This window comes from Pseudomonas campi (genome assembly GCF_013200955.2).
Taxonomy (GTDB): domain Bacteria; phylum Pseudomonadota; class Gammaproteobacteria; order Pseudomonadales; family Pseudomonadaceae; genus Aquipseudomonas; species Aquipseudomonas campi.
In genome coordinates this window covers 4,060,076-4,079,229 of the sequence record NZ_CP053697.2, presented here as the reverse complement: position 1 = coordinate 4,079,229, position 19,154 = coordinate 4,060,076, and the positions used below count along the sequence as shown (strand labels likewise).

Below are 19,154 nucleotides of genomic sequence, written 5' to 3'. Positions count from 1 at the left end.
CTGTCTTGTACATAGGGGGTTAACGCATCTAAGCACAGTCGCTACCACGTTGCTGCCTGGTCCGCTTCAACTGCCACTCGCGCGCAGTGCCTGGATCAGTCGGGCATCGTGCTGGTAAGTGTCGGGGGCATAGCGCAGCTGGCCGTCGGCATCCACTTCGACCGTCCAGTAGGCGATCAGCAGCGGCGCCGGTTGCGCCAGACGGTATTGCTGGGTCTTGCCGCTGGCAATGCGGGTCTGCACGCTGGCCAGCTCCGCGGGTGGCAGCAGCCAGGTCAGCAGGCTGTCGACGGCCTCGACCCGCACACAGCCGGAGCTGAACAGGCGCGGGGCTTTTTCGAAGAGGTTCTTGCTGGGGGTGTCGTGCAGGTACACCGAAAACGGGTTGCCGAAGCGCAGGGCGACCTGGCCGAGCGGGTTGCGCACCCCGGCAGCCTGGCGCAGGAGGATGGCGCCAGGGTTGTCCCAGTCGATCTGTTCGGGATCGAGCCAATTGCCGTCATGGTCGTAGACGTCCATCTCATGCTCGCTCAGGTAGCTGCGGTCGGCGCGGATGGCCGGCAGCTTGTCCTCGCGCAGGATGGTCGGCGGCACTGTCCAGGTCGGATTGAGTGTCAGTCGGTTGATCCGTGAGGCTAGCAGCGGGGTTTGCCGCTCGACCCGACCGACCTGGGTGCGGGTGCGCCAGCGTTCTTCGCCTTGCTGCAAGACCAGCAGTTCGGCGGCGGCGACATTGATCGCCACCTGGGCCTGGCCGAGGTCGTCGGCCAGCCAGCGCAGGCGCTCCAGGTTGACGCGCAACTGTGCGCGGCGGGTCAGGGCATCGAGGTTCAGTTCGGTCAGGCTGGCCGGGCCGAGGATGCCATCGGGCTTGAGCCCGTGTCGCGCCTGGAAGTCTTCCAGGGCGGTGACGGTACTCGGGTCATAGAACTCGGCCTGGACCTCGTCGACTGGCAGGTTGAGGCGCTCGCGCAGCAACGGCACCCGCGCATCCTGTTTGCCGGGGCGCAGCAGCGGGCCGGTCGGCAGCGCTGGCCAACTGGGCAGGGGTTGCAGGCGTTCATGGGCATAAACAGCTCGCAGGCGCTGGTACTGCGGCAGGGTGGGGCGGGCGCTGGCAAATGCGGCGGCGGGGTCATCCACTTGCAGCAGGGCGATGGACAGTGTCGCCAGCTGCGGGTCCGGGCGGGTTTGTTGTGGGTCGCGCCACAGCGGTTCCAGCTGCTGCTGGTCGAGACGGCCACTGCGCAGGTCGCGCAGGGCGCGCAGGTAGCTGCTGCTGGCCTGCAGGTCGTTGCAGTGGTCCGCGCTCTGCGGGAGTGGATAGTCAGCCGGGTTGAGGCCGTCGTCCGCCAGTTGCGCGAGTTGCTCCTGGAGCAGTTGCAGATGGGGGGCGTCACGCCAGGCCGGACGGCCGTCGCGCTGTGCATAGAAGTTGTTCAGCAGGGTTGCCGTAGAGTCGTCTAGGCTTGCCAGAACGGCCGTACAGGGGCTGGCGGGCTGCATCAACAGCGGGCGCAGGTCGACCGGCTGGGCGTCGGGTGCCTCCATGGCGTTCGCGACCAGTGGCAGGGTGAGCAGGAGAATGCTCGGGTAAGATGCACACTTTTTGAACAACATACTGCTCCAGTCCATGGCTCAGGGTACCCCGTCAGCAGTGACGGGCGGCTGCTAGTCAGTATAAGTGGATTGGCGTCGGCCCTTGTGACAGGGCACGACGGGCGTAGCGTTTTTTGAGGTATTGCGCGCATGTTTGGACGAGTTGGCCGCTTGGCCCTGATGGGGCTCTGGCTGTTTTGTGCACCGCTGCTGGCGGCGCCCACGGCGAATGACCAGCTGATCAAGGACCTCGCCCGCGTGGCGCCGGGCCTCAATCAGCAGGCGCTGCGGCATGCCGTGGCGGCCATGCAGTGTGCGGTCAACCACGGCGCCGAACCCGCCAGCCGGCTGGCGGTGATCGATTACTCGCAGCCGTCCACGGCGCGCCGGTTGTGGATCTTCGATCTGCAGCGCAAGCGCCTGCTGCTGAGTGACTACGTGGCCCACGGCCGCCGCTCCGGGGAAAACTTCGCGCAGAGTTTTTCCAACCGCGAGGGCAGCTACCAGAGCAGCCTCGGCCTGTTCCGTACCGCCGAGAGCTACCGTGGCAAGCATGGCTATTCGTTGCGCATGGATGGCCTGGAGCCGGGGTTGAATGATCTGGCGCGCGAGCGCGCCATCGTCATTCACGGTGCCAGCTACGTCGACCCGCGCCTGGTGCGCAGCCAGGGCCGTATCGGCCGCAGCCTGGGCTGCCCGGCGGTGCGTCCGCAAGTGGCGCGGATGGTGGTCGACAAGCTCAAGGGCGGGCAATTCCTCTTTGCCTGGCACTCGGATCGGCGCTGGCTGCGCAACTCCGCCTACCTGGACTGCAAACCGCAGCGGGTGGCGAGCATCCTCGCCCGCCAGGCCCCGCCGAAAAGCTGAGCTTTTAGTAGCGCTACTTCTGCTCGCTCTGCGGGGTGACCCGCAGCACTTCCTCGATGGTGGTCAGGCCGGCGGCGACCTTCTGTGCGCCGGACAGGCGCAGGCTGCGCATGCCTTCCTTGAACGCCTGGCGGCGCAGGGTGACCAGGTCGGTGTCGGCGGTGATTAGCGGCTTGATGCCGTCGTTCAGCAGCATGATCTCGTACACCCCGGCGCGGCCGCGGTAGCCAGTCTCGCGGCATTCCAGGCAGCCGACGGCGCGTTGCGCCTGGGTTGGCAGCGGCGAGCTCCAGGGTTTGGTCAGGCTCTGCCAGTCTTCCTCGCTGATCTGCACCGGCTCCTTGCAGTGCGGGCACAGGGTGCGCACCAGGCGCTGGGCCATCACGCCGAGGATGGTGGCCTTGAGCAGGTAGTGCGGCACGCCCAGTTCGAGCAGGCGGGTGATGGCGCTGGGCGCATCGTTGGTGTGCAGGGTCGACAGTACCAGGTGGCCGGTGAGTGCCGCCTGGATCGCCATCTCGGCGGTTTCCAGGTCGCGGATCTCGCCGACCATGATGATGTCCGGGTCCTGGCGCATCAGGGCGCGCACGCCGCTGGCGAAGGTCAGGTCGATGTTGTGCTGCACCTGCATCTGGTTGAAGGCGCCCTCGATCATCTCGATCGGGTCTTCGATGGTGCAGACGTTCACTTCCGCCGTGGCCAGTTGCTTGAGCGTGGTGTACAGGGTGGTGGTCTTGCCCGAGCCGGTGGGGCCGGTGACCAGGATGATGCCGTTGGGCTGGCCGGTCATGCTTTCCCAGCGGCGCAGGTCGTCGGGGGAGAAGCCCAGCTGCTCCGGGCGCTTGAGCAGCACTTCCGGGTCGAAGATACGCATCACCATCTTCTCGCCGAAGGCAGTGGGCAGGGTCGACAGACGCAATTCGACTTCGCCGCCGTCCGGGGTCTTGGTCTTGATCCGACCGTCCTGCGGCTTGCGCTTCTCGGCCACGTTCATCCGCCCCAGGCTCTTCAGGCGGCTGACGATGGCCACGGTGACCTGCGGCGGAAACTGGTAGACGTTGTGCAGCACGCCGTCGATGCGAAAGCGCACGGTGCCCTGTTCGCGGCGCGGCTCAATGTGGATGTCACTGGCGCGCTGCTGATAGGCGTACTGGAACAGCCAGTCGACGATATTGACGATGTGCGCGTCGTTGGCGTCCGGCTCCTGGTCGCTGGCGCCGAGGCTGAGCAGTTGCTCGAAGTTGCCCACACCGCTGACCTTCTGGTCGGTCGCGTTGGCGCCGCTGACCGAGCGGGCCAGGCGGTAGAACTCGGTGGTGAAGCGCTGCAGGTCGGTGGGGTTGACCACCACCCGCTTGATCGGCCGCTTCAGCACATGGGTCAGGTTGGCTTCCCAGCTGTGCACGAAGGGCTGGGCGCTGGCGATGGTGACCGCCTCGCTGTCCACCGCCACCGCGAGGATCTTGTGGCGCTGGGCGAAGGCGTAGGACATCAGCGGGGTGACCGCGGCGACATTGATCTTCAGCGGGTCGATGCGCAGGTAGGGCTGGCCGGCCCAGGCGGCCAGCCACAGGGTCAGGCTTTCCAGATCGTGCTTCTTGCCAGGGTGCTGCAAGTCATCGACCTGCTGCGCGGCGAGGAACTCCAGCGGGTGCAGCTTGGCGTTCTCCGCGCCGCGGCGCAGCATCAGGCACTGCTCGGCCTGTTCCTGCGACACGCGGCCCTGGACCATCAGCTCGCGCAGGATGTCGTTGAGGTCCAGCGCGCGATCCTGGGTCGACGAAGCTAGAGCGGACATGCGGTTCCCTTAGTGGTGATCTGCCAGCCTGTCAGCTTATTGCACCAGCAGCTTCCAGGGTTTGAGCGTGGCCACAGTATGAGCCTGCGCCACCCGTGCGGCCAACACCTCGGCATCCAGCGGTTGCAGGGCCAGCTCGTGCAGCTTGCACAGCTCGCCGTACAGCCGGTCGACTTCCGCCACGTCCAGAACCTGGCGGGCCAGATGCAGCCAGGCCTGGATGCGCTCGATGCGCGGCAGCTGTTCGGCGAGGTCTTCCGGTTGCTGCTGGTAGCGCTTGAGCTGCAGGGCGGCGCCTTCTTCTTTGAGCAGGGTCGGTAGCCAGTTGCCCAGCACCGCGGCGCCCTGGCGATTGCCACGGTTGTTGCGCTCGACCGTCCAGCTGCGCGCCAGCAACCAGCGCGACAGGTTCAGCGAGAACAGGCCCCAGCGGTTGCCCTGCAGTTCGGCGGCGAACAGTGCCGGGGCATTCTTGCGCAGGCTGTCGTCGGTCTGGCCGGCCAGCAGGCGCGGGCGCCAGTCGCCGAGCAGGCCATCCAGTGCTTCACGCAGGGTTGTGCTGGAGGCACGCGGCGCCGCCTGGCCGAGGCTGCTGAGCAGCGCGCGCAGTTCCACCAGTTTTTCCAGCCACTGGGCCAGCAGTTTCCAGTGACCGTTGAAGCGGTACTGTTCGGCCAGCCGCTGGCTGCTGCCGAGCAGGTGCCAGGCGAGAGCGCAGAAGGCATCGTCCAGGCTCTGTTCGGCGTTCAGTTCGGGTGCCGGCAGGCTCAGGCTGTAGCTGCCCGAGTCGAACAGGCGGTAGCCGCGCTCGGCCTTGCTGATATCGCAAGGCATCAGCGGCAGGTCGGCCGCCAGCTCGGCGGCCAGCTCCAGCAGGGCGGCCGGATCACCTTCGCGCAGTTCCAGTTCCAGCTCGCAGATTTCTTCCTCGCCTTCGCCGGCGATCACCTTGCCCAGGTCCAGGGCAGCCTCGATGACCACCTTGGCCTTGCCGCGGCCCCAGGCGATCTCGGCCTTTTCCCGGACGAAGTCGGTGGTGAAGATCGGTTTCAGCTGCTTCTTGTCCAGTTCGGCCAGGCTGGCCGGCCAGCATTCGGCGCTGAGCTTCTTGGTGTCGAGCTTGGCTTTGCTCAGGTACCAGTCCCACTCATTGCGCTCCGACAGGCCTGCTACGCTTTGCCCACGGGTTTTCAGGGTCTGGATGAACTGCTCGCCGTCACGGCGCAGGCGCAGGGCGACTTTGGCCTGGGCCAACTCGCGCTCGGGAGTATCGAAGTACTGGTTGAACAGCTCGCAGGTTTGCCAGCCGGACTTGTTGCGTTTCTTCAGCAGCGGATGATCACGCAGGGCGGCCAGGGTTTCGCGGCTGACGCGCAGCTTGATTTCGGTTTCTTTGTGCATGGTGCGCAGTTCCGGTGCCTATCATTAAATTGTTGCAGTCCGATGACTCGTGCTGGCTTGCCAGTCGAGTGCTCCCTATACTTGCGGCCTTTTTTCCAACCGGGGTAAACCCTATGCCTACCAATCCCTTTGTCAGTCTGTTCGGCCGTTCGCCGATCGGTCCGATGCAGCAGCACATCGCCAAGGCACATGAGTGTGCGGCCAATCTGGTGCCGTTCTTCGAAGCAGTGATGGCGCAGGACTGGGCGAAAGTGGCCGAGGTCCAGAAGGAAATGGTGCGGCTGGAAAAAGAGGCCGACAAACTCAAGAAGAGTGTGCGGCTGAACCTGCCGAAAAGCCTGTTTCTGCCGGTGCCGCGTTCGGACTTGCTTGAACTGCTGAGTGTACAGGACAAAGTTGCCAATCGCGCCAAGGACATCGCCGGGCTGATGCTTGGCCGCGAGATGGACATTCCCGCGGATCTGCAGCCGCTGATCCGCACCTTCGTGCAGCGCACCGTCGATGCCAGCGCCCAGGCGCTGAAAGCGATGAACGAGTTGGACGAACTGCTCGAGGCCGGTTTCAGCGGTCGCGAAGCCAAGCTGGTGGAGACCCTGGTCGAGGAGCTGGACGAGATCGAAGACGATACCGACCGCCTGCAGATCGAGGTGCGCCGCGCCCTGTTCAAGCTGGAGAAGGACATGCCCGCCGTGGACGTGATGTTCCTCTACCAGATCATCGATTGGGTCGGCGATGTCGCCGACCGCGCCCAGCGTGTGGGCAACCGACTGGAACAACTGCTGGCGCGCTAAGCGCCAGTATTCTTTCTGGGATTACAGGTAACTATTTATGTCTCTGATTGCGGATTACGGCTTCGTACTCCTGGTACTCGCCTGCTGTTTCGGCTTTTTCATGGCCTGGGGCGTGGGCGCCAACGACGTGGCCAACGCCATGGGTACTTCGGTGGGTTCGCGGGCGCTGACCATCAAGCAGGCGATCCTGATCGCCATGGTCTTCGAGTTCTGCGGCGCCTACCTGGCTGGTGGTGAAGTCACCGAGACGATCAAGAACGGTATCGTCGATGCTGAGGCGATCACTCCGGATCTGATGGTGCTGGGCATGATGTCGGCGCTGCTGGCCGCCGGTACCTGGCTGATGATCGCGACCCACAAGGGCTGGCCGGTCTCCACCACCCACTCGATTGTCGGTGCGGTGATCGGTTTTGCCGCCGTCGGCGTGTCCACCGATGCGGTGCAGTGGGCTTCGGTCGGCCCGATCGTCGCCAGCTGGGTGGTGACGCCGTTTCTCTCCGGTCTGGTGGCTTTCGGCCTGTTCATGAGCGTGCAGGCGCTGATCATCAACACCGACAACCCGTTCCTGAACGCCAAGCGCTTCGTGCCGTTCTACATGTTCCTCACCGGTTTTATGGTGTCGATCATGACCCTGTCCAAGGGCCTCAAACACATCGGCCTGAACCTGTCCGGCGCCGAAAGCCTGCTGCTGTCGATCGGTGTGGGTGCCTTGGTCATGCTGCTTGGCATCGCCATCCTCAGCCGGATCAAGATTGATGTGGAGGCCGACAAGGCCTTCCACTTCGCCAGCGTCGAGCGCGTGTTCGCCGTGCTGATGATCTTCACCGCCTGCTCCATGGCCTTCGCCCACGGCGCCAACGACGTGGCCAACGCCGTTGGCCCGCTGGCCGCCATCGTTGGCGTGATCCAGTCCAACGGCACCGCCGCGATTGCTGCCAAGTCTGCCGTGCCGGGCTGGGTGCTGCTGCTCGGCGCCGTCGGTATCGTCATCGGCCTGGCCACCTACGGCTACAAGGTGATCGCCACCATCGGCAAGGAAATCACCGAGCTGACCCCGAGCCGCGGTTTCGCCGCCGAGCTGGCCACCGCTTCCACCGTGGTCGGGGCGTCGGCCATCGGCCTGCCGGTTTCCACCACCCACACCCTGGTTGGTGCGGTGCTGGGTATCGGTATCGCCCGTGGCATCGGTGCGCTGAACCTGGGCGTGATCGGCTCGATCTTCATGTCCTGGATCATCACCCTGCCGGTCGGTGCGGGGCTGTCGATTTTGTTCTTCTATATCCTGCGCGGCATCTTCCTCTAAGAACCGGTCTACGATCTCTTGATCGTCGGCCATGCTGCGTTGCAATTGGGCTCGGGCTGCTCATTTACAGCTCGTAAACTCCGCTCCCTCGCCCAATTGCGCCTTGCCTGGCTCTAGCTCAAAAGATCCTAAACAGGTTCTGAGCTGCGTTAGGCGGGTTTCTTCTGCGGCGGCGATGGCCCTATCATGGGCCATCCCCCGCGGAGAACGCCGATGTCGCTTCCCTCCCTGCAAGACCAGTTCGCCGCGCTGATTGCCGCGCCGTCGGTAAGTTGCACCCAGCCGCACTGGGACCAGTCCAACCGTGCCGTGATCGACCTGCTGGCCAGCTGGCTGGGTGAACTCGGCTTCGCCTGCGAAATCCAGGATATCGCGCCGGGTAAGGCCAACCTGCTGGCCACCTATGGCAGTGGCCCCGGCGGCCTGGTGCTGGCCGGGCACAGCGACACCGTGCCGTTCGATGCCGCGCTGTGGCAGAGCGATCCGCTCAAGCTGACCGAGCAGGGCGACCGCTGGATCGGCCTCGGCGTGTGCGACATGAAGGGTTTTTTCCCGCTGGTGATCGAGGCCGTGCGCGGCCTGCTTGACCAGCCGTTCCGCCAGCCGCTGCTGATTCTCGCCACCTGCGACGAGGAAAGCTCGATGTCCGGCGCCCGCGCCCTGGCCGATGCCGGCAGGCCGCTGGGGCGGGCCGCGGTGATCGGCGAGCCGACGGGCTTAAAGCCGATCCGCCTGCACAAGGGGGTGATGATGGAACGCATCGACATCCTCGGCCAGAGCGGTCATTCCTCCGACCCCAGCCTCGGCCACAGTGCCCTGGAGGCCATGCAGGATGCCATGGGCGAGCTGCGGGCCCTGCGTAATCAGTGGCAGCGCGAGTTCAACAACCCGCAGTTCAGCGTGCCGCAGCCGACCCTCAACCTCGGCTGCATTCACGGTGGCGACAATCCCAACCGCATCTGCGGCCAGTGCGCGCTGGAGTTCGACCTGCGCCCGCTGCCGGGCATGGACCCGGAGCAGTTGCGCGCGGCGATTCGCAGCAAGTTGCAGCCACTGGCCGAGCGGCATCAGGTAAAGATCGACTTCGCCCCGCTGTTCGCCAATGTGCCGCCCTTCGAGCAGAGCGCCGATTGCGAGTTGGTACGCCTGGCGGAAAAGCTGACCGGGCATGCGGCGCAGTCGGTGGCATTTGGCACCGAAGCGCCGTATCTTCAGCAACTCGGTTGCGAGACCATCGTCCTCGGCCCCGGCGATATCGCCTGCGCCCACCAGCCGGGCGAGTTTCTCGAGCTGGCGCGTATCCAGCCCACGATCACGCTGCTGCGCCAACTGATTCAGCACTACTGCCTATGACCTGCCAGACCGACCGGAGCCTGTTCACTGTGCTACGACGATAACCACAGACAGCCCCCTCTCCCATTTATGGGAGAGGGTTGGGGAGAGGGCGAGCCGATGCCCCTCTCCCCCGGCCCCTCTCCCGTGAACGGGAGAGGGGAGTCATGGACCCGTACTGCGAACACTCTCATGCACGACTACGTCAACTGGCTGCGCCACGCTACGCCCTATATCAACGCCCACCGGGATTGCACCTTCGTGGTCATGCTGCCCGGCGAAGGCGTCGAACACCCGAATTTCGGCAATATCGTCCACGACCTGGTGCTGCTGCACAGCCTCGGCGTGCGCCTGGTGCTGGTACACGGCTCGCGCCCGCAGATCGAGACGCGCCTGGCCGCTCGCGGCCTGACGCCGCGCTACCACCACAACCTGCGCATCACCGACGGGCCAACCCTGGAATGCGTGATCGATGCCGTCGGCCAGCTGCGTATCGCCATCGAGGCGCGCCTGTCGATGGATATCGCCGCCTCGCCGATGCAGGGCTCGCGCCTGCGCGTGACCGGCGGCAACTTCGTCACCGCGCGGCCGATCGGCGTGCTCGATGGCGTCGACTACCACCACACCGGCGAGGTCCGTCGCGTCGACCGCAAGGGCATCGGTCGTTTGCTCGACGAGCGCAGCATTGTGCTGCTGTCGTCGCTCGGTTACTCGCCCACCGGGGAGATCTTCAACCTGGCCTGCGAGGACGTCGCCACCCGCGCCGCCATTGACCTGCAGGCCGACAAGTTGCTGCTGTTCAGCGCCGAACACGGTCTGCTCGACGAAGCCGGCAAGCTGGTGCGTGAGCTGCGCCCGCAACAGGTGCCGGCGCACCTGGCGCGGCTCGGCGCCTGCTACCAGGCCGAGCTGCTGGATGCCGCCGCCCAGGCCTGCCGTGGCGGGGTCAAGCGCAGCCATATCGTCAGCTACATGGACGATGGTTCGCTGCTCACCGAGCTGTTCACCCGCGACGGCGGCGGCACCCTGGTCGACCAGGAGCAGTTCGAATCGCTGCGCGAGGCGACCATCGAGGACGTCGGCGGGCTGATCGACCTGATCACTCCGCTGGAGGACCAGGGCATCCTGGTGCGCCGTTCGCGCGAAGTGCTGGAGCGCGAGATCGAGCAGTTCAGCATCGTCGAGCGCGACGGCCTGATCATCGCCTGCGCGGCCCTGTACCAGATCGCCGACTCGGACTGCGGCGAGCTGGCCTGCCTGGCGGTGAACCCGGACTACCGGCATGGTGGACGTGGCGACGAACTGCTCGAACGCATCGAGGAACGCGCGCGGGCGCAGGGCCTGAAGACCCTGATCGTGCTCACCACGCGCACCGCCCATTGGTTCCAGGAACGCGGCTTCGAGCCGAGCAGCGTCGAGCGCCTGCCGGCCGCGCGGGCCTCGCTGTACAACTACCAGCGCAATTCGAAGATCTTCGAAAAGGCCCTTTGACTGCAGCCCTCTCCGCTAGTAATCGGAGAGGGCTCGTGGCCACCCGTTCAGGCCGTCACTCGGTACTTGTGCGTCAGGTGCCAAGACTCGACGCTTTGCGCCTTCTCAATTGCTACTCAGGGACGAAATCATGCGGCCTGTACTCAACCGGATAATGCTGTATGTGCGCGATGTCCAGGCCACCTGCGACTTCTATGAGCGTCATTTCGGGTTTGTCAGCCAGCGGCAAGCCGACGACCGAGTCGTGGAGTTGAGCGCCCCAGGTGGCGGGGCAATTCTCATGCTGCATCCGGCGGCCAAAAGCGTCAAAACCGGACAGGTCACCGTCAAGCTGGTCTTCGATATCGAGGACGTGGACGGATTCAAGGCAAAGTGCCTGGAGCAAGGGCTGGCGTTTGGCGCTACGCATCAAGCGGACGGCTACCGCTTCGCCAATGGCAAAGACCCTGACGGCAATACCGTTTCCATTAGCAGTCGGGCGTTTTCCAGGGCGTAGCCCGGATGCCATCCGGGAGCGGGTGAGCGGTCGTTCGAGAGAGGTTCCCGGATGACATCCGGGCTACGGCCACTCAGGCGCTGCGGCGCTGGTGCTGTTTGAACTGCTCGTTGCCGTCGTCCCAGCCGGCTTCCCAGGCTGCGGCCAGGACCTCGGCGGGATAGGGCTGCTGGTGCTGCGGCTGGCCGGTGAGGCCTGCCATGTAGCCTTGCTGATAAGCCTTGTTCAGGCTTTCCAGGCTCCAGTGGCTGTCTTCGCTGTGGTGTTCGTCGGGCGGCGTCATCGGGCGTGGCCAATGCGGGTTTCCCACACAGGTTAGCCGTCGTCGGGGGCGACCGCGAGCCATTGGTCAGGGCTGAGCGGTCGAACTGGCGGATTTGTGACGGGCTGCCCTTAATGGCCACAGCCCGTCACCTAGGTCGCTGATTTCAAACACCAATACCGAGAATGCTGGCCTGGTAGGCGGCGACGAAGCTATCGAAGTCGCCCGGCTCGGCACTTTCCAGTTCGGCCTGCTCGGCCAGCGAGGTGCGCGCCATGGCCACGAAGCCGGCCTGTTCCTCGGCAGTCAGCGGTTGGGCGCGGAAATTCGCCGCATGTTCCTTGCTGTGGCGCAGGGCCATGGCGCGGAAACTCTCGCCGGTCTCGCGCAGCTCGGCCAGTACCTGCGCCGACGGCGTTTGCGCCGGGTCGTCGACCTTGCGCTGCTGCAGGTGCAGGGCGGTCTGGTAGGCGTCGCCGCCATAGGCGCGGTCGAGCAATTCGGCGATCGGCGCGAAGCGTTCGAGCAGCTCGCTAGCCCAGGTCTGCAGTTCAACCGGCTGGCCGTCGCGCTGCAGCTGCAGGCCTGGGCGGCGGCCTTCCTTGACCGTCTTGAGGAAGTTCTCGGTGCTGGCACGGCACACGCCGCTGGCCAGCAGCGGGCTGTCCTCCAGGGCGCAGAACAGGATGAAGGCGTCGAGGAAGCGTGCCTGATCGAGGTCGATGCCCAGCGGCAGGTAGGGGTTGATGTCCAGGCAGCGCACTTCCACGTACTGCACGCCGCGGCTCATCAGCGCCTGGATCGGCCGCTCGCCGGAATAGGTGACGCGCTTGGGGCGGATGCTCGAGTAGTACTCGTTTTCGATCTGGATGATGTTGCTGTTGAGCTGCAGCCATTCGCCGGCGGCGTTCTTGGTGCCGATCTCGGCATAGGCCGGGTAGGGCGTGGCCACTGCCGAACGCAGGCTCTCGGTGTAACTGGCCAGATCGTTGTAGCAGGGCGTCAGGCCGGCCTGGGCATTGCTCTGGTAGCCCAGGTCGCTCATGCGCAGGCTGGTGGCGTAGGGCAGGAACAGGGTGTCGGCGTCGAGCTGCTGCAGCTGGTGCGGGCGGCCGCGCAGGAAGCTGGCGTCGAGCGCCGGCGAGGCGCCGAACAGGTACATCAGCAGCCAGCTGTAGCGGCGGAAGTTGCGGATCAGCGCGATGTAGCTGGCCGACTGGTAGTCGCGGGCGCTCTGGGTGTCGCCGTCCAGCTGCTGCAACAGCGGCCACAGGCCTTCGGCCAGGCTGAAGTTGTAGTGGATGCCGGCGATGCACTGCATGGTCTTGCCGTAGCGCAGGGCCAGGCCCTGGCGGTAGACGTACTTGAGGCGGCCGATATTCGAGCTGCCGTAGCGGGCGATCGGGATGTCCGCCTCGTCAGGCAACAGGCCGGGCATCGACGGACTCCACAGGTATTCGCCGTCCAGCTGGCTGCTGGCGAAGCGGTGGATGCGCTCCAGGTCGGCGAGGGTGTCCGCCGGGTTCGCCTCGGCCGGGGTGATGAACTCCAACAGCGCTTCGGAATAGTCGGTGGTGATCTGCGGGTGGGTCAGCGCCGAACCCAGGGCACGCGGGTGTTCAGTCTGCGCCAGGCTGCCGTCGGCGTTCACGCGCAGGCATTCACGCTCGATGCCGTGCAGGTTCTGGGTCAGCAGGGGCAGGGCGGCAGCATCGCCGAGCAACGCCAGGCGGCGGGAGAAAAGCTCGCTCAAGATGGTTATTCCTTCACTCGACGGTCGCCCTTATATGGGGGTGGAAACGTCGCTTACAAGGCGGAATGGACGGATTGGCCTGGAGGCCTGACCGGAAAAGGGCAGGATGCGCCGAGCGGGGGGCTTGGTGCAATCCTGAGAGAGGCGCCGGGTGGTATCCCGGCGACTTCCTGAATTTTATGCAGACGGTTGCAGGCACCGATCGCTTTTGCCCCCTCTCCCGTTCACGGGAGAGGGCTGGGGAGAGGGTGCTTGGCCTATGCCCTCTCCCCCGGCCCCTCTCCCACAAGTGGGAGAGGGGAGCAAGCGAGGCCGCAGACGGAAGCTTATTTGCAGATAAAGGTCGCCTGGGCCGTGGCGATCAACTTGTCACCCTGCTGCACCCGCGCCTCCAGCACATGCACCTTGCGCCCGGCATTTAGCACGCGGGCGGTGCAGAGAATCTCGCCCTGCTCGACCGCGCGGATGTAGTTGACCTTGCACTCCAGGGTCATGCTGCCGGCCGCGCCGCCGAACAGGCTGTGGCTGGCCTGGCCGAGGGTGGTGTCGATCAGCGAGAACAGCGCGCCGCCGTGCATGCGTCCGTGCAGGTTGAGCAGGTGCTCCTGCATGCTCATGCGCGCCTGGGCTTCGCCGTTCTCGGCCTTGTCGATGACGATGCCCAGCAGCTTGCTGAAGTTGCTGTCCTGGCCAACGGGGGAGGCAGTACTCATGGCTTACTTCTTCAATTGTTTGGCGTTGGCGAACAGCGCGGCCATGCCCGGGTTGGCCGGGGCCGGCTTGTCCTGGCTGGAATGGCGCTCGCTGCGCGGCTGGTTGCCGCCGCGATTCTGCCCGCCGTTGCCGGGGCGTCCGCCACCGCGCGGGCCGTCGACCTTCTCGCCGGGGGTGTCGCTCATGCGCATGGTCAGGCCGACGCGGTTACGTGGGATGTCCACTTCCATGACCTTGACCTTGACGATGTCGCCGGCCTTGACCACCTCGTAGGGGTCCTTGACGAACTTCTCCGACAGCGCCGAGATGTGCACCAGGCCGTCCTGGTGCACGCCAATGTCGACGAAGGCGCCGAAGTTGGTGACGTTGGTCACCACGCCTTCCAGCACCATGCCCGGCTGCAGGTCCTTGAGGGTTTCCACGCCGTCCTGGAATTCGGCGGTCTTGAACTCCGGACGCGGGTCGCGGCCGGGCTTGTCGAGTTCCTTGAGGATGTCGGTGACGGTCGGCAGGCCGAACTGCTCGTCGGTGAACTTGGCCGGGTCGAGGCGCTTGAGGAAGGCCGAATCACCGATCAGCGAGCGGATATCGCGCTCGGTACCCTGGGCGATGCGCTCGACCAGGCGGTAGGTTTCCGGGTGCACACCGGAGGCATCCAGCGGGTTGTCGCCGTTCATCACGCGGAGGAAACCGGCGGCCTGCTCGAACGTCTTCTCGCCCAGGCGCGAAACCTTCTTCAGCTCGTCGCGGGTCTTGAACGCGCCGTTGGCGTCGCGGTGGCTGACGATGTTCTGCGCCAGGGTCGCGTTGAGGCCGGAGATGCGCGCCAGCAGGGCAACGGAGGCGGTGTTCACATCCACGCCGACGGCGTTCACGCAGTCCTCGACCACCGCATCCAGCGAACGCGCCAGTTTGAGCTGCGACACGTCGTGCTGGTACTGGCCGACACCGATGGATTTCGGGTCGATCTTCACCAGCTCGGCCAGCGGGTCCTGCAGGCGGCGGGCAATGGACACGGCGCCGCGCAGCGACACGTCCATGTCCGGGAATTCCTTGGCGGCCAGCTCGGAGGCCGAGTACACCGAGGCGCCGGCTTCGCTGACCATCACTTTGGTCAGCTTGAGGCCCGGCAGTTTCTTGATCAGGTCGGCGGCCAGCTTGTCGGTCTCGCGGCTGGCGGTGCCGTTGCCGATCGAGATCAGGTCGACCGCGTGCTTGGCGCACAGCTTGGCGAGGATCGCCAGAGTGCCGTCCCAGTCATTGCGCGGCGCGTGCGGGTAGACGGTGGCGGTTTCCAGCACCTTGCCGGTGGCGTCGACCACCGCCACCTTGCAGCCGGTACGCAGGCCCGGGTCGAGTGCCAGGGTGGCGCGCGGGCCGGCTGGGGCGGCCAGCAGCAGGTCGTGCAGGTTGCGGGCGAAGACGTTGATCGCCTCTTCCTCGGCCTTCTCCCGCAGCTCGCTGAACAGGTCGGTTTCCAGGTGGGTGTAGAGCTTGACCTTCCAGGTCCAGCGCACCACTTCGCCCAGCCATTTGTCGGCGGCGCGGCCACGCTGCTCGACGCCGAAGCGTTCGCCGATCATGCCTTCGCACGGGTGCATGCTGCCCGGCGCTTCGTCGCCGACCTTGAGGCTGGCGCCGAGGATGCCTTCGTTACGGCCGCGGAAGATCGCCAGGGCGCGGTGCGAGGGGACGCCCTTGAAGGCTTCGTCGTGCTCGAAGTAGTCGCTGAACTTGGCGCCTTCGGCCTCTTTGCCAGCCACCACGCGGGCGCTGAGGGTGGCGTTGTCCTTGAGGTAGCTGCGCAGGCGCTCGAGCAGGGTGGCGTCTTCGGCGAAGCGCTCCATGAGGATGTACTTGGCGCCTTCGAGCACGGCCTTGACGTCGGCGAAGCCTTTCTCAGCGTCGACGAAGCGTGCGGCCTGCTCTTCCGGATTCAGCGTCGGGTCATTGAACAGGCCGTCGGCCAGCTCGCCGAGGCCGGCTTCCAGGGCGATCTGGCCCTTGGTGCGGCGCTTCTGCTTGTACGGCAGGTAGAGGTCTTCGAGGCGCGTCTTGGTCTCGGCCAGGTTGATCTCGCGGGTCAGCTCGGGCGTCAGCTTGCCCTGTTCCTCGATGCTGGCGAGGATCGCCGTGCGGCGCTCGTCCAGTTCGCGCAGGTAGCGCAGGCGTTCTTCCAGGTTACGCAGCTGGGTATCGTCCAGGCTGCCGGTGACTTCCTTACGGTAGCGGGCGATGAATGGCACGGTGGAACCTTCATCGAGCAGGGCCACGGCGGCGGCAACCTGTTGCGGGCGCACGCCCAGCTCGTTGGCGATGCGAGTGTTGATACTGTCCATTTAAAACACCTGACGGAGAACACCAGCCGTCCACGCTAAAGGTGGCCCGGCACGAAAGCGCCGCATTATAAACACCGGTCCTTGCGGCATTGGGAACCGTTCGGGGAAAAATCTGCTAACAATGGGGCCAGCCGCCAATCATCGGTGCTGGGCAATAATGCCGGCACTTCGAATGGGAGAAATCATGAGCAGCACACCCGTAGTGGAAGGCGAGAAGATCCTTATCGTCGACGATGACCCCGGCCTGCGCCGCCTGCTGGAGCGCTTCCTCAGCGAGCAGGGCTACCGTGTGCGCGCCGTGGAGAACGTCGAGCAGATGGACCGCCTACTGGCCCGCGAGCTGTTCCAGCTGCTGGTGCTCGACCTCATGCTGCCCGGTGAGGACGGCCTGTCCGCCTGCGGCCGCCTGCGCGCGGCGAACAACCAGCTGCCGATCATCATGCTCACCGCCAAGGGCGATGAAGCCAGCCGCATTCAGGGCCTGGAGCAGGGCGCCGACGACTACCTGGCCAAGCCGTTCAACCCGCGTGAGCTGCTGGCGCGGATCAAGGCCGTGCTGCGCCGCCAGGCGCCGGTAGTGCCGGGTGCGCCGGGCAGCGAGGACGAGAGTGTCAGCTTCGGCGAGTACGAACTGTCCCTGGCCACCCGCGAGCTGAAGAAGGGTGACGAGGTGCACATGCTCACCACCGGCGAGTTCGCCGTGCTCAAGGCCCTGGTCCAGCACGCCCGCGAGCCGCTGACCCGCGACAAGCTGATGAACCTGGCCCGTGGCCGCGAGTGGGACGCCCTGGAGCGCTCCATCGACGTGCAGATATCGCGTCTGCGCCGGCTGATCGAACCGGACCCGTCCAAGCCGCGCTATATCCAGACGGTGTGGGGCGTGGGTTATGTGTTTGTGCCGGATGGCAGCAAGTGACATGGCGCGTGCTTCTAGCAGGCAGTCTGCAGATTTTGTTGGTCAGTGCTGCAGCCATTCTGCTGTTCGTGTATCTGCATGAAACTGCCGTATCAATGGCTGTGGCGCGAGGCCGAACCCTGCGTGGCGGTGTCAGTTGGGGCATTACCGTACAGCTGGCGTTGTATGTCTTTGCCTTTCTGACGCTGCTGCAAAACGCCGCTGCGTTACGCTGGCCTGCCAGGCGGATGAGCTTGGCGGTGCTGGCCTGGCTGGTCTTCGCCGTGCTGTTCACGCTGTTAGGCAATCCCTTTGGTTCCTGGGCTCATCCTTACCGGTGGGCGCTCCTGATGTTCTGCTCTGCTGCAGGCTGTGCGCTGTCTCTGGTTGGCCAAGGTCTGTGGCAACTTGTGCAGCAGCGCCGGTTGCCTGTTCAGGCTAGGGTCTGATCAATGAAAACCCCGCTCTGGTTTCCGCAAAGCTTCTTCGCTCGCACCCTCTGGCTGGTGCTGGTGGTCGTGCTGTTTTCCAAGGCGCTGACCCTGGTTTACCTGATGATGAACGAGGACGTGCTGGTCGATCGTCAGTACAGCCACGGTGCCGCGCTGACCCTGCGTGCCTACTGGGCAGCCGATCCGGAGGACCGTGCGCATATCGCCACTGCGGCGACCCTGAAGCAGGTGGCCGCCGACCAGGTGCCGCCGACCGAGCAGCACTGGCCCTATTCGGAGATCTTCCTACGCCAGATGCAGGCCGAGCTGGGCCCGGACACCGAGGTGCGGGTACGGGTCAAGAGCCCGCCCGCGCTGTGGGTGCGGGCGCCGAATCTGGGGGACGGCTGGACCAAGGTGCCGCTGTATCCGCACCCCCTGCGTGGGCAGAAGATCTGGAGTGTACTTGGCTGGTTCCTCGGCATCGGCCTGCTATCCACGGCGGCGGCGTGGATCTTCGTGCGCCAGCTCAGCGCGCCGCTCAAGCGCCTGGTGTTCGCTGCCCGCCAGCTCGGCCAGGGGCGCAGCGTGCGGCTGCCGGTAAGCGACACGCCGAGCGAGATGACCGAGGTCTACCGCGCCTTCAACCAGATGGCCGAGGATGTCGAGCAGGGCGCCCGCGAACGCGAGCTGATGCTGGCCGGGGTGTCCCATGACCTGCGCACGCCGCTGACCCGCCTGCGCCTGTCGCTGGAGTTGCTCGACAGCGACTCGGAGCTGACCGAGGACATGATCCGCGATATCGAGGACATGGACGCCATTCTCGACCAGTTCCTCGCTTTCATCCGCGACGGCCGCGACGAGAAGCCGGAATCCTGTGAGCTCAGCGAGCTGGTGCGCGAAGTGGTGGCGCCTTACAACCAGCAGCGCGAGCAGGTGCGCCTGTGTCTGGAGCAGGTGCCGCCGTTTCCGCTGCGCCGGGTGTCGATGAAGCGCCTGCTGACCAACCTGCTGGAAAATGCCCTGCGCTATGGCGGCCAGGGGGTCGAGGTGGTAGCCAACCTGTCCGGCGATAGCAGCGCGCCCTATGTGGTGCTCAGCGTGCTGGATCGCGGCCCGGGCATCGATCCGGCCGAACTGGGTGAACTGTTCAACCCCTTTATCCGCGGCGATCGCGCCCGTGGTGGCAAGGGCACCGGCCTCGGCCTGGCCATCGTCAAGCGCATCGCCGCGCTGCACGGCGGCAGTGTCGAGCTGCGCAATCGCTCGGGCGGCGGGCTGGAGGCGCGTATCTGCCTGCCGCTGGGGCTGCTGCTGCCGCGGGATGCGGTATAGCCGCTGAGCTTCTGCTGTCCGGGGAAATTGCCGATCATGGGGCGGTGCAGGCAGAATGCCGGCCCCGCTGGAGTGTCAGCGACTGAACATGGAGGTTTGAGCATGAATACCGTCGGCTTGCTAATCGCCCTGAGTGGTTTCATTTGGTCGGTTGCCCGTGGCATTCAGGTGTCGCTGCTGTGCTGCGTCCTGAATTTCATCTTCCCACCCATTGCGCAGGCAATCTTTGCCATTTACGAGCCGGCGATCCGTTTCCCGTTGTTGGTTCTCGTCTCCGGGCTGGGTCTGATGTACACCAGTGGCGGCCTGCAGTTCGGCTGAAAGTCCACTGCCAACAAAAAGCCCCG

General features: G+C 65.3%; 17 protein-coding genes. 10 read left to right on the top strand and 7 right to left on the bottom strand.

The features are described 5' to 3' along the window. Positions 1–66: 66 nt before the first annotated feature. On the bottom strand, positions 67–1,617 hold the full coding sequence (locus HNE05_RS18780) for a L,D-transpeptidase family protein (RefSeq protein WP_173211734.1): 1,551 nt from the start codon (positions 1,615–1,617) through the stop codon (positions 67–69). A gap of 132 nt (positions 1,618–1,749) precedes the next feature. On the opposite strand from HNE05_RS18780, the gene HNE05_RS18775 reads away from it, so the two are divergent. Beyond that, positions 1,750–2,466 carry a murein L,D-transpeptidase catalytic domain family protein gene (locus HNE05_RS18775; protein WP_173210186.1) on the top strand — a complete coding sequence of 239 codons (717 nt, stop codon included), beginning with the start codon at positions 1,750–1,752 and terminating at the stop codon, positions 2,464–2,466. A gap of 13 nt (positions 2,467–2,479) precedes the next feature. Here HNE05_RS18775 and tfpB read toward each other — a convergent pair whose 3' ends face one another. Together tfpB and HNE05_RS18765 are read right to left on the bottom strand one after the other, a co-directional pair. Beyond that, positions 2,480–4,264 (bottom strand): type IV pilus assembly ATPase TfpB, encoded by a 1,785-nt coding sequence (gene tfpB / locus HNE05_RS18770; RefSeq protein ID WP_173210184.1) that lies wholly within the window; start codon positions 4,262–4,264, stop codon positions 2,480–2,482. 36 nt (positions 4,265–4,300) lie between these two features. After that, the gene (locus tag HNE05_RS18765; RefSeq protein ID WP_173210182.1) at positions 4,301–5,665 is read right to left on the bottom strand and encodes a CYTH domain-containing protein; all 1,365 of its coding nucleotides are present in this window, start codon (positions 5,663–5,665) and stop codon (positions 4,301–4,303) included. A 113-nt stretch (positions 5,666–5,778) separates the two neighbouring features. Here HNE05_RS18765 and HNE05_RS18760 point away from each other — a divergent pair, with 113 nt between their 5' ends. From HNE05_RS18760 to HNE05_RS18740, 5 genes are all read left to right on the top strand, one after another. Continuing rightward, positions 5,779–6,456: a TIGR00153 family protein gene (locus HNE05_RS18760; RefSeq protein WP_173210180.1), complete on the top strand. Its 678-nt coding sequence runs from the start codon at positions 5,779–5,781 to the stop codon at positions 6,454–6,456. 37 nt (positions 6,457–6,493) lie between these two features. Then, positions 6,494–7,759 carry an inorganic phosphate transporter gene (locus HNE05_RS18755; protein ID WP_173210178.1) on the top strand — a complete coding sequence of 422 codons (1,266 nt, stop codon included), beginning with the start codon at positions 6,494–6,496 and terminating at the stop codon, positions 7,757–7,759. A 213-nt stretch (positions 7,760–7,972) separates the two neighbouring features. Beyond that, positions 7,973–9,112, top strand: a complete 1,140-nt coding sequence (gene argE, locus HNE05_RS18750) for an acetylornithine deacetylase (protein ID WP_173210176.1) — start codon at positions 7,973–7,975, stop codon at positions 9,110–9,112. A gap of 171 nt (positions 9,113–9,283) precedes the next feature. After that, positions 9,284–10,582: an amino-acid N-acetyltransferase gene (gene argA / locus HNE05_RS18745; RefSeq protein ID WP_173210174.1), complete on the top strand. Its 1,299-nt coding sequence runs from the start codon at positions 9,284–9,286 to the stop codon at positions 10,580–10,582. Between the two features lie 130 nt (positions 10,583–10,712). Continuing rightward, complete coding sequence (locus HNE05_RS18740; RefSeq protein WP_173210172.1) at positions 10,713–11,078, top strand: VOC family protein; 366 nt, start codon at positions 10,713–10,715, stop codon at positions 11,076–11,078. A gap of 73 nt (positions 11,079–11,151) precedes the next feature. On the opposite strand, the gene rmf is transcribed toward HNE05_RS18740, so the two are convergent. From rmf to HNE05_RS18720, 4 genes are all read right to left on the bottom strand, one after another. Further along, positions 11,152–11,361, bottom strand: a complete 210-nt coding sequence (gene rmf / locus HNE05_RS18735) for a ribosome modulation factor (protein ID WP_173210170.1) — start codon at positions 11,359–11,361, stop codon at positions 11,152–11,154. 145 nt (positions 11,362–11,506) lie between these two features. Then, positions 11,507–13,093 carry a glutamate--cysteine ligase gene (gene gshA / locus HNE05_RS18730; RefSeq protein ID WP_173210168.1) on the bottom strand — a complete coding sequence of 529 codons (1,587 nt, stop codon included), beginning with the start codon at positions 13,091–13,093 and terminating at the stop codon, positions 11,507–11,509. A 326-nt stretch (positions 13,094–13,419) separates the two neighbouring features. Beyond that, entirely contained in the window at positions 13,420–13,806 is a 387-nt protein-coding gene (locus tag HNE05_RS18725; RefSeq protein ID WP_173210166.1) for a PaaI family thioesterase, read from the bottom strand. A gap of 3 nt (positions 13,807–13,809) precedes the next feature. Further along, positions 13,810–16,146 (bottom strand): Tex family protein, encoded by a 2,337-nt coding sequence (locus tag HNE05_RS18720; protein ID WP_173210164.1) that lies wholly within the window; start codon positions 16,144–16,146, stop codon positions 13,810–13,812. A gap of 184 nt (positions 16,147–16,330) precedes the next feature. Between HNE05_RS18720 and ompR the strand changes: the two genes are divergently transcribed. The 4 genes from ompR to HNE05_RS18700 all read left to right on the top strand — a co-directional run bounded on the left by ompR (position 16,331) and on the right by HNE05_RS18700 (position 19,128). Beyond that, complete coding sequence (gene ompR / locus HNE05_RS18715; protein WP_173210161.1) at positions 16,331–17,062, top strand: osmolarity response regulator transcription factor OmpR; 732 nt, start codon at positions 16,331–16,333, stop codon at positions 17,060–17,062. Further along, a complete protein-coding gene (locus tag HNE05_RS18710; protein WP_173210159.1) occupies positions 17,059–17,490 on the top strand; it encodes a hypothetical protein in 432 nt (143 codons plus the stop codon). The genes ompR and HNE05_RS18710 overlap by 4 nt, the downstream gene beginning before the upstream one ends. A 3-nt stretch (positions 17,491–17,493) precedes the next feature. Continuing rightward, a complete protein-coding gene (locus HNE05_RS18705; RefSeq protein ID WP_173210157.1) occupies positions 17,494–18,807 on the top strand; it encodes an ATP-binding protein in 1,314 nt (437 codons plus the stop codon). 102 nt (positions 18,808–18,909) lie between these two features. Beyond that, positions 18,910–19,128: a hypothetical protein gene (locus HNE05_RS18700; RefSeq protein WP_173210155.1), complete on the top strand. Its 219-nt coding sequence runs from the start codon at positions 18,910–18,912 to the stop codon at positions 19,126–19,128. Positions 19,129–19,154: the final 26 nt, after the last annotated feature.

What these genes read in the sequence shown, in the direction of transcription:
- HNE05_RS18775 (WP_173210186.1), top strand. Translation starts at nt 1,750, where the DNA reads ATGTTTGGACGAGTTGGCCGCTTGGCCCTGATGGGGCTCTGGCTGTTT.
- tfpB (WP_173210184.1), bottom strand. Translation starts at nt 4,264, where the DNA reads ATGTCCGCTCTAGCTTCGTCGACCCAGGATCGCGCGCTGGACCTCAAC.
- HNE05_RS18765 (WP_173210182.1), bottom strand. Translation starts at nt 5,665, where the DNA reads ATGCACAAAGAAACCGAAATCAAGCTGCGCGTCAGCCGCGAAACCCTG.
- HNE05_RS18760 (WP_173210180.1), top strand. Translation starts at nt 5,779, where the DNA reads ATGCCTACCAATCCCTTTGTCAGTCTGTTCGGCCGTTCGCCGATCGGT.
- HNE05_RS18755 (WP_173210178.1), top strand. Translation starts at nt 6,494, where the DNA reads ATGTCTCTGATTGCGGATTACGGCTTCGTACTCCTGGTACTCGCCTGC.
- argE (WP_173210176.1), top strand. Translation starts at nt 7,973, where the DNA reads ATGTCGCTTCCCTCCCTGCAAGACCAGTTCGCCGCGCTGATTGCCGCG.
- argA (WP_173210174.1), top strand. Translation starts at nt 9,284, where the DNA reads ATGCACGACTACGTCAACTGGCTGCGCCACGCTACGCCCTATATCAAC.
- HNE05_RS18740 (WP_173210172.1), top strand. Translation starts at nt 10,713, where the DNA reads ATGCGGCCTGTACTCAACCGGATAATGCTGTATGTGCGCGATGTCCAG.
- rmf (WP_173210170.1), bottom strand. Translation starts at nt 11,361, where the DNA reads ATGACGCCGCCCGACGAACACCACAGCGAAGACAGCCACTGGAGCCTG.
- HNE05_RS18725 (WP_173210166.1), bottom strand. Translation starts at nt 13,806, where the DNA reads ATGAGTACTGCCTCCCCCGTTGGCCAGGACAGCAACTTCAGCAAGCTG.
- HNE05_RS18720 (WP_173210164.1), bottom strand. Translation starts at nt 16,146, where the DNA reads ATGGACAGTATCAACACTCGCATCGCCAACGAGCTGGGCGTGCGCCCG.
- ompR (WP_173210161.1), top strand. Translation starts at nt 16,331, where the DNA reads ATGAGCAGCACACCCGTAGTGGAAGGCGAGAAGATCCTTATCGTCGAC.
- HNE05_RS18705 (WP_173210157.1), top strand. Translation starts at nt 17,494, where the DNA reads ATGAAAACCCCGCTCTGGTTTCCGCAAAGCTTCTTCGCTCGCACCCTC.
- HNE05_RS18700 (WP_173210155.1), top strand. Translation starts at nt 18,910, where the DNA reads ATGAATACCGTCGGCTTGCTAATCGCCCTGAGTGGTTTCATTTGGTCG.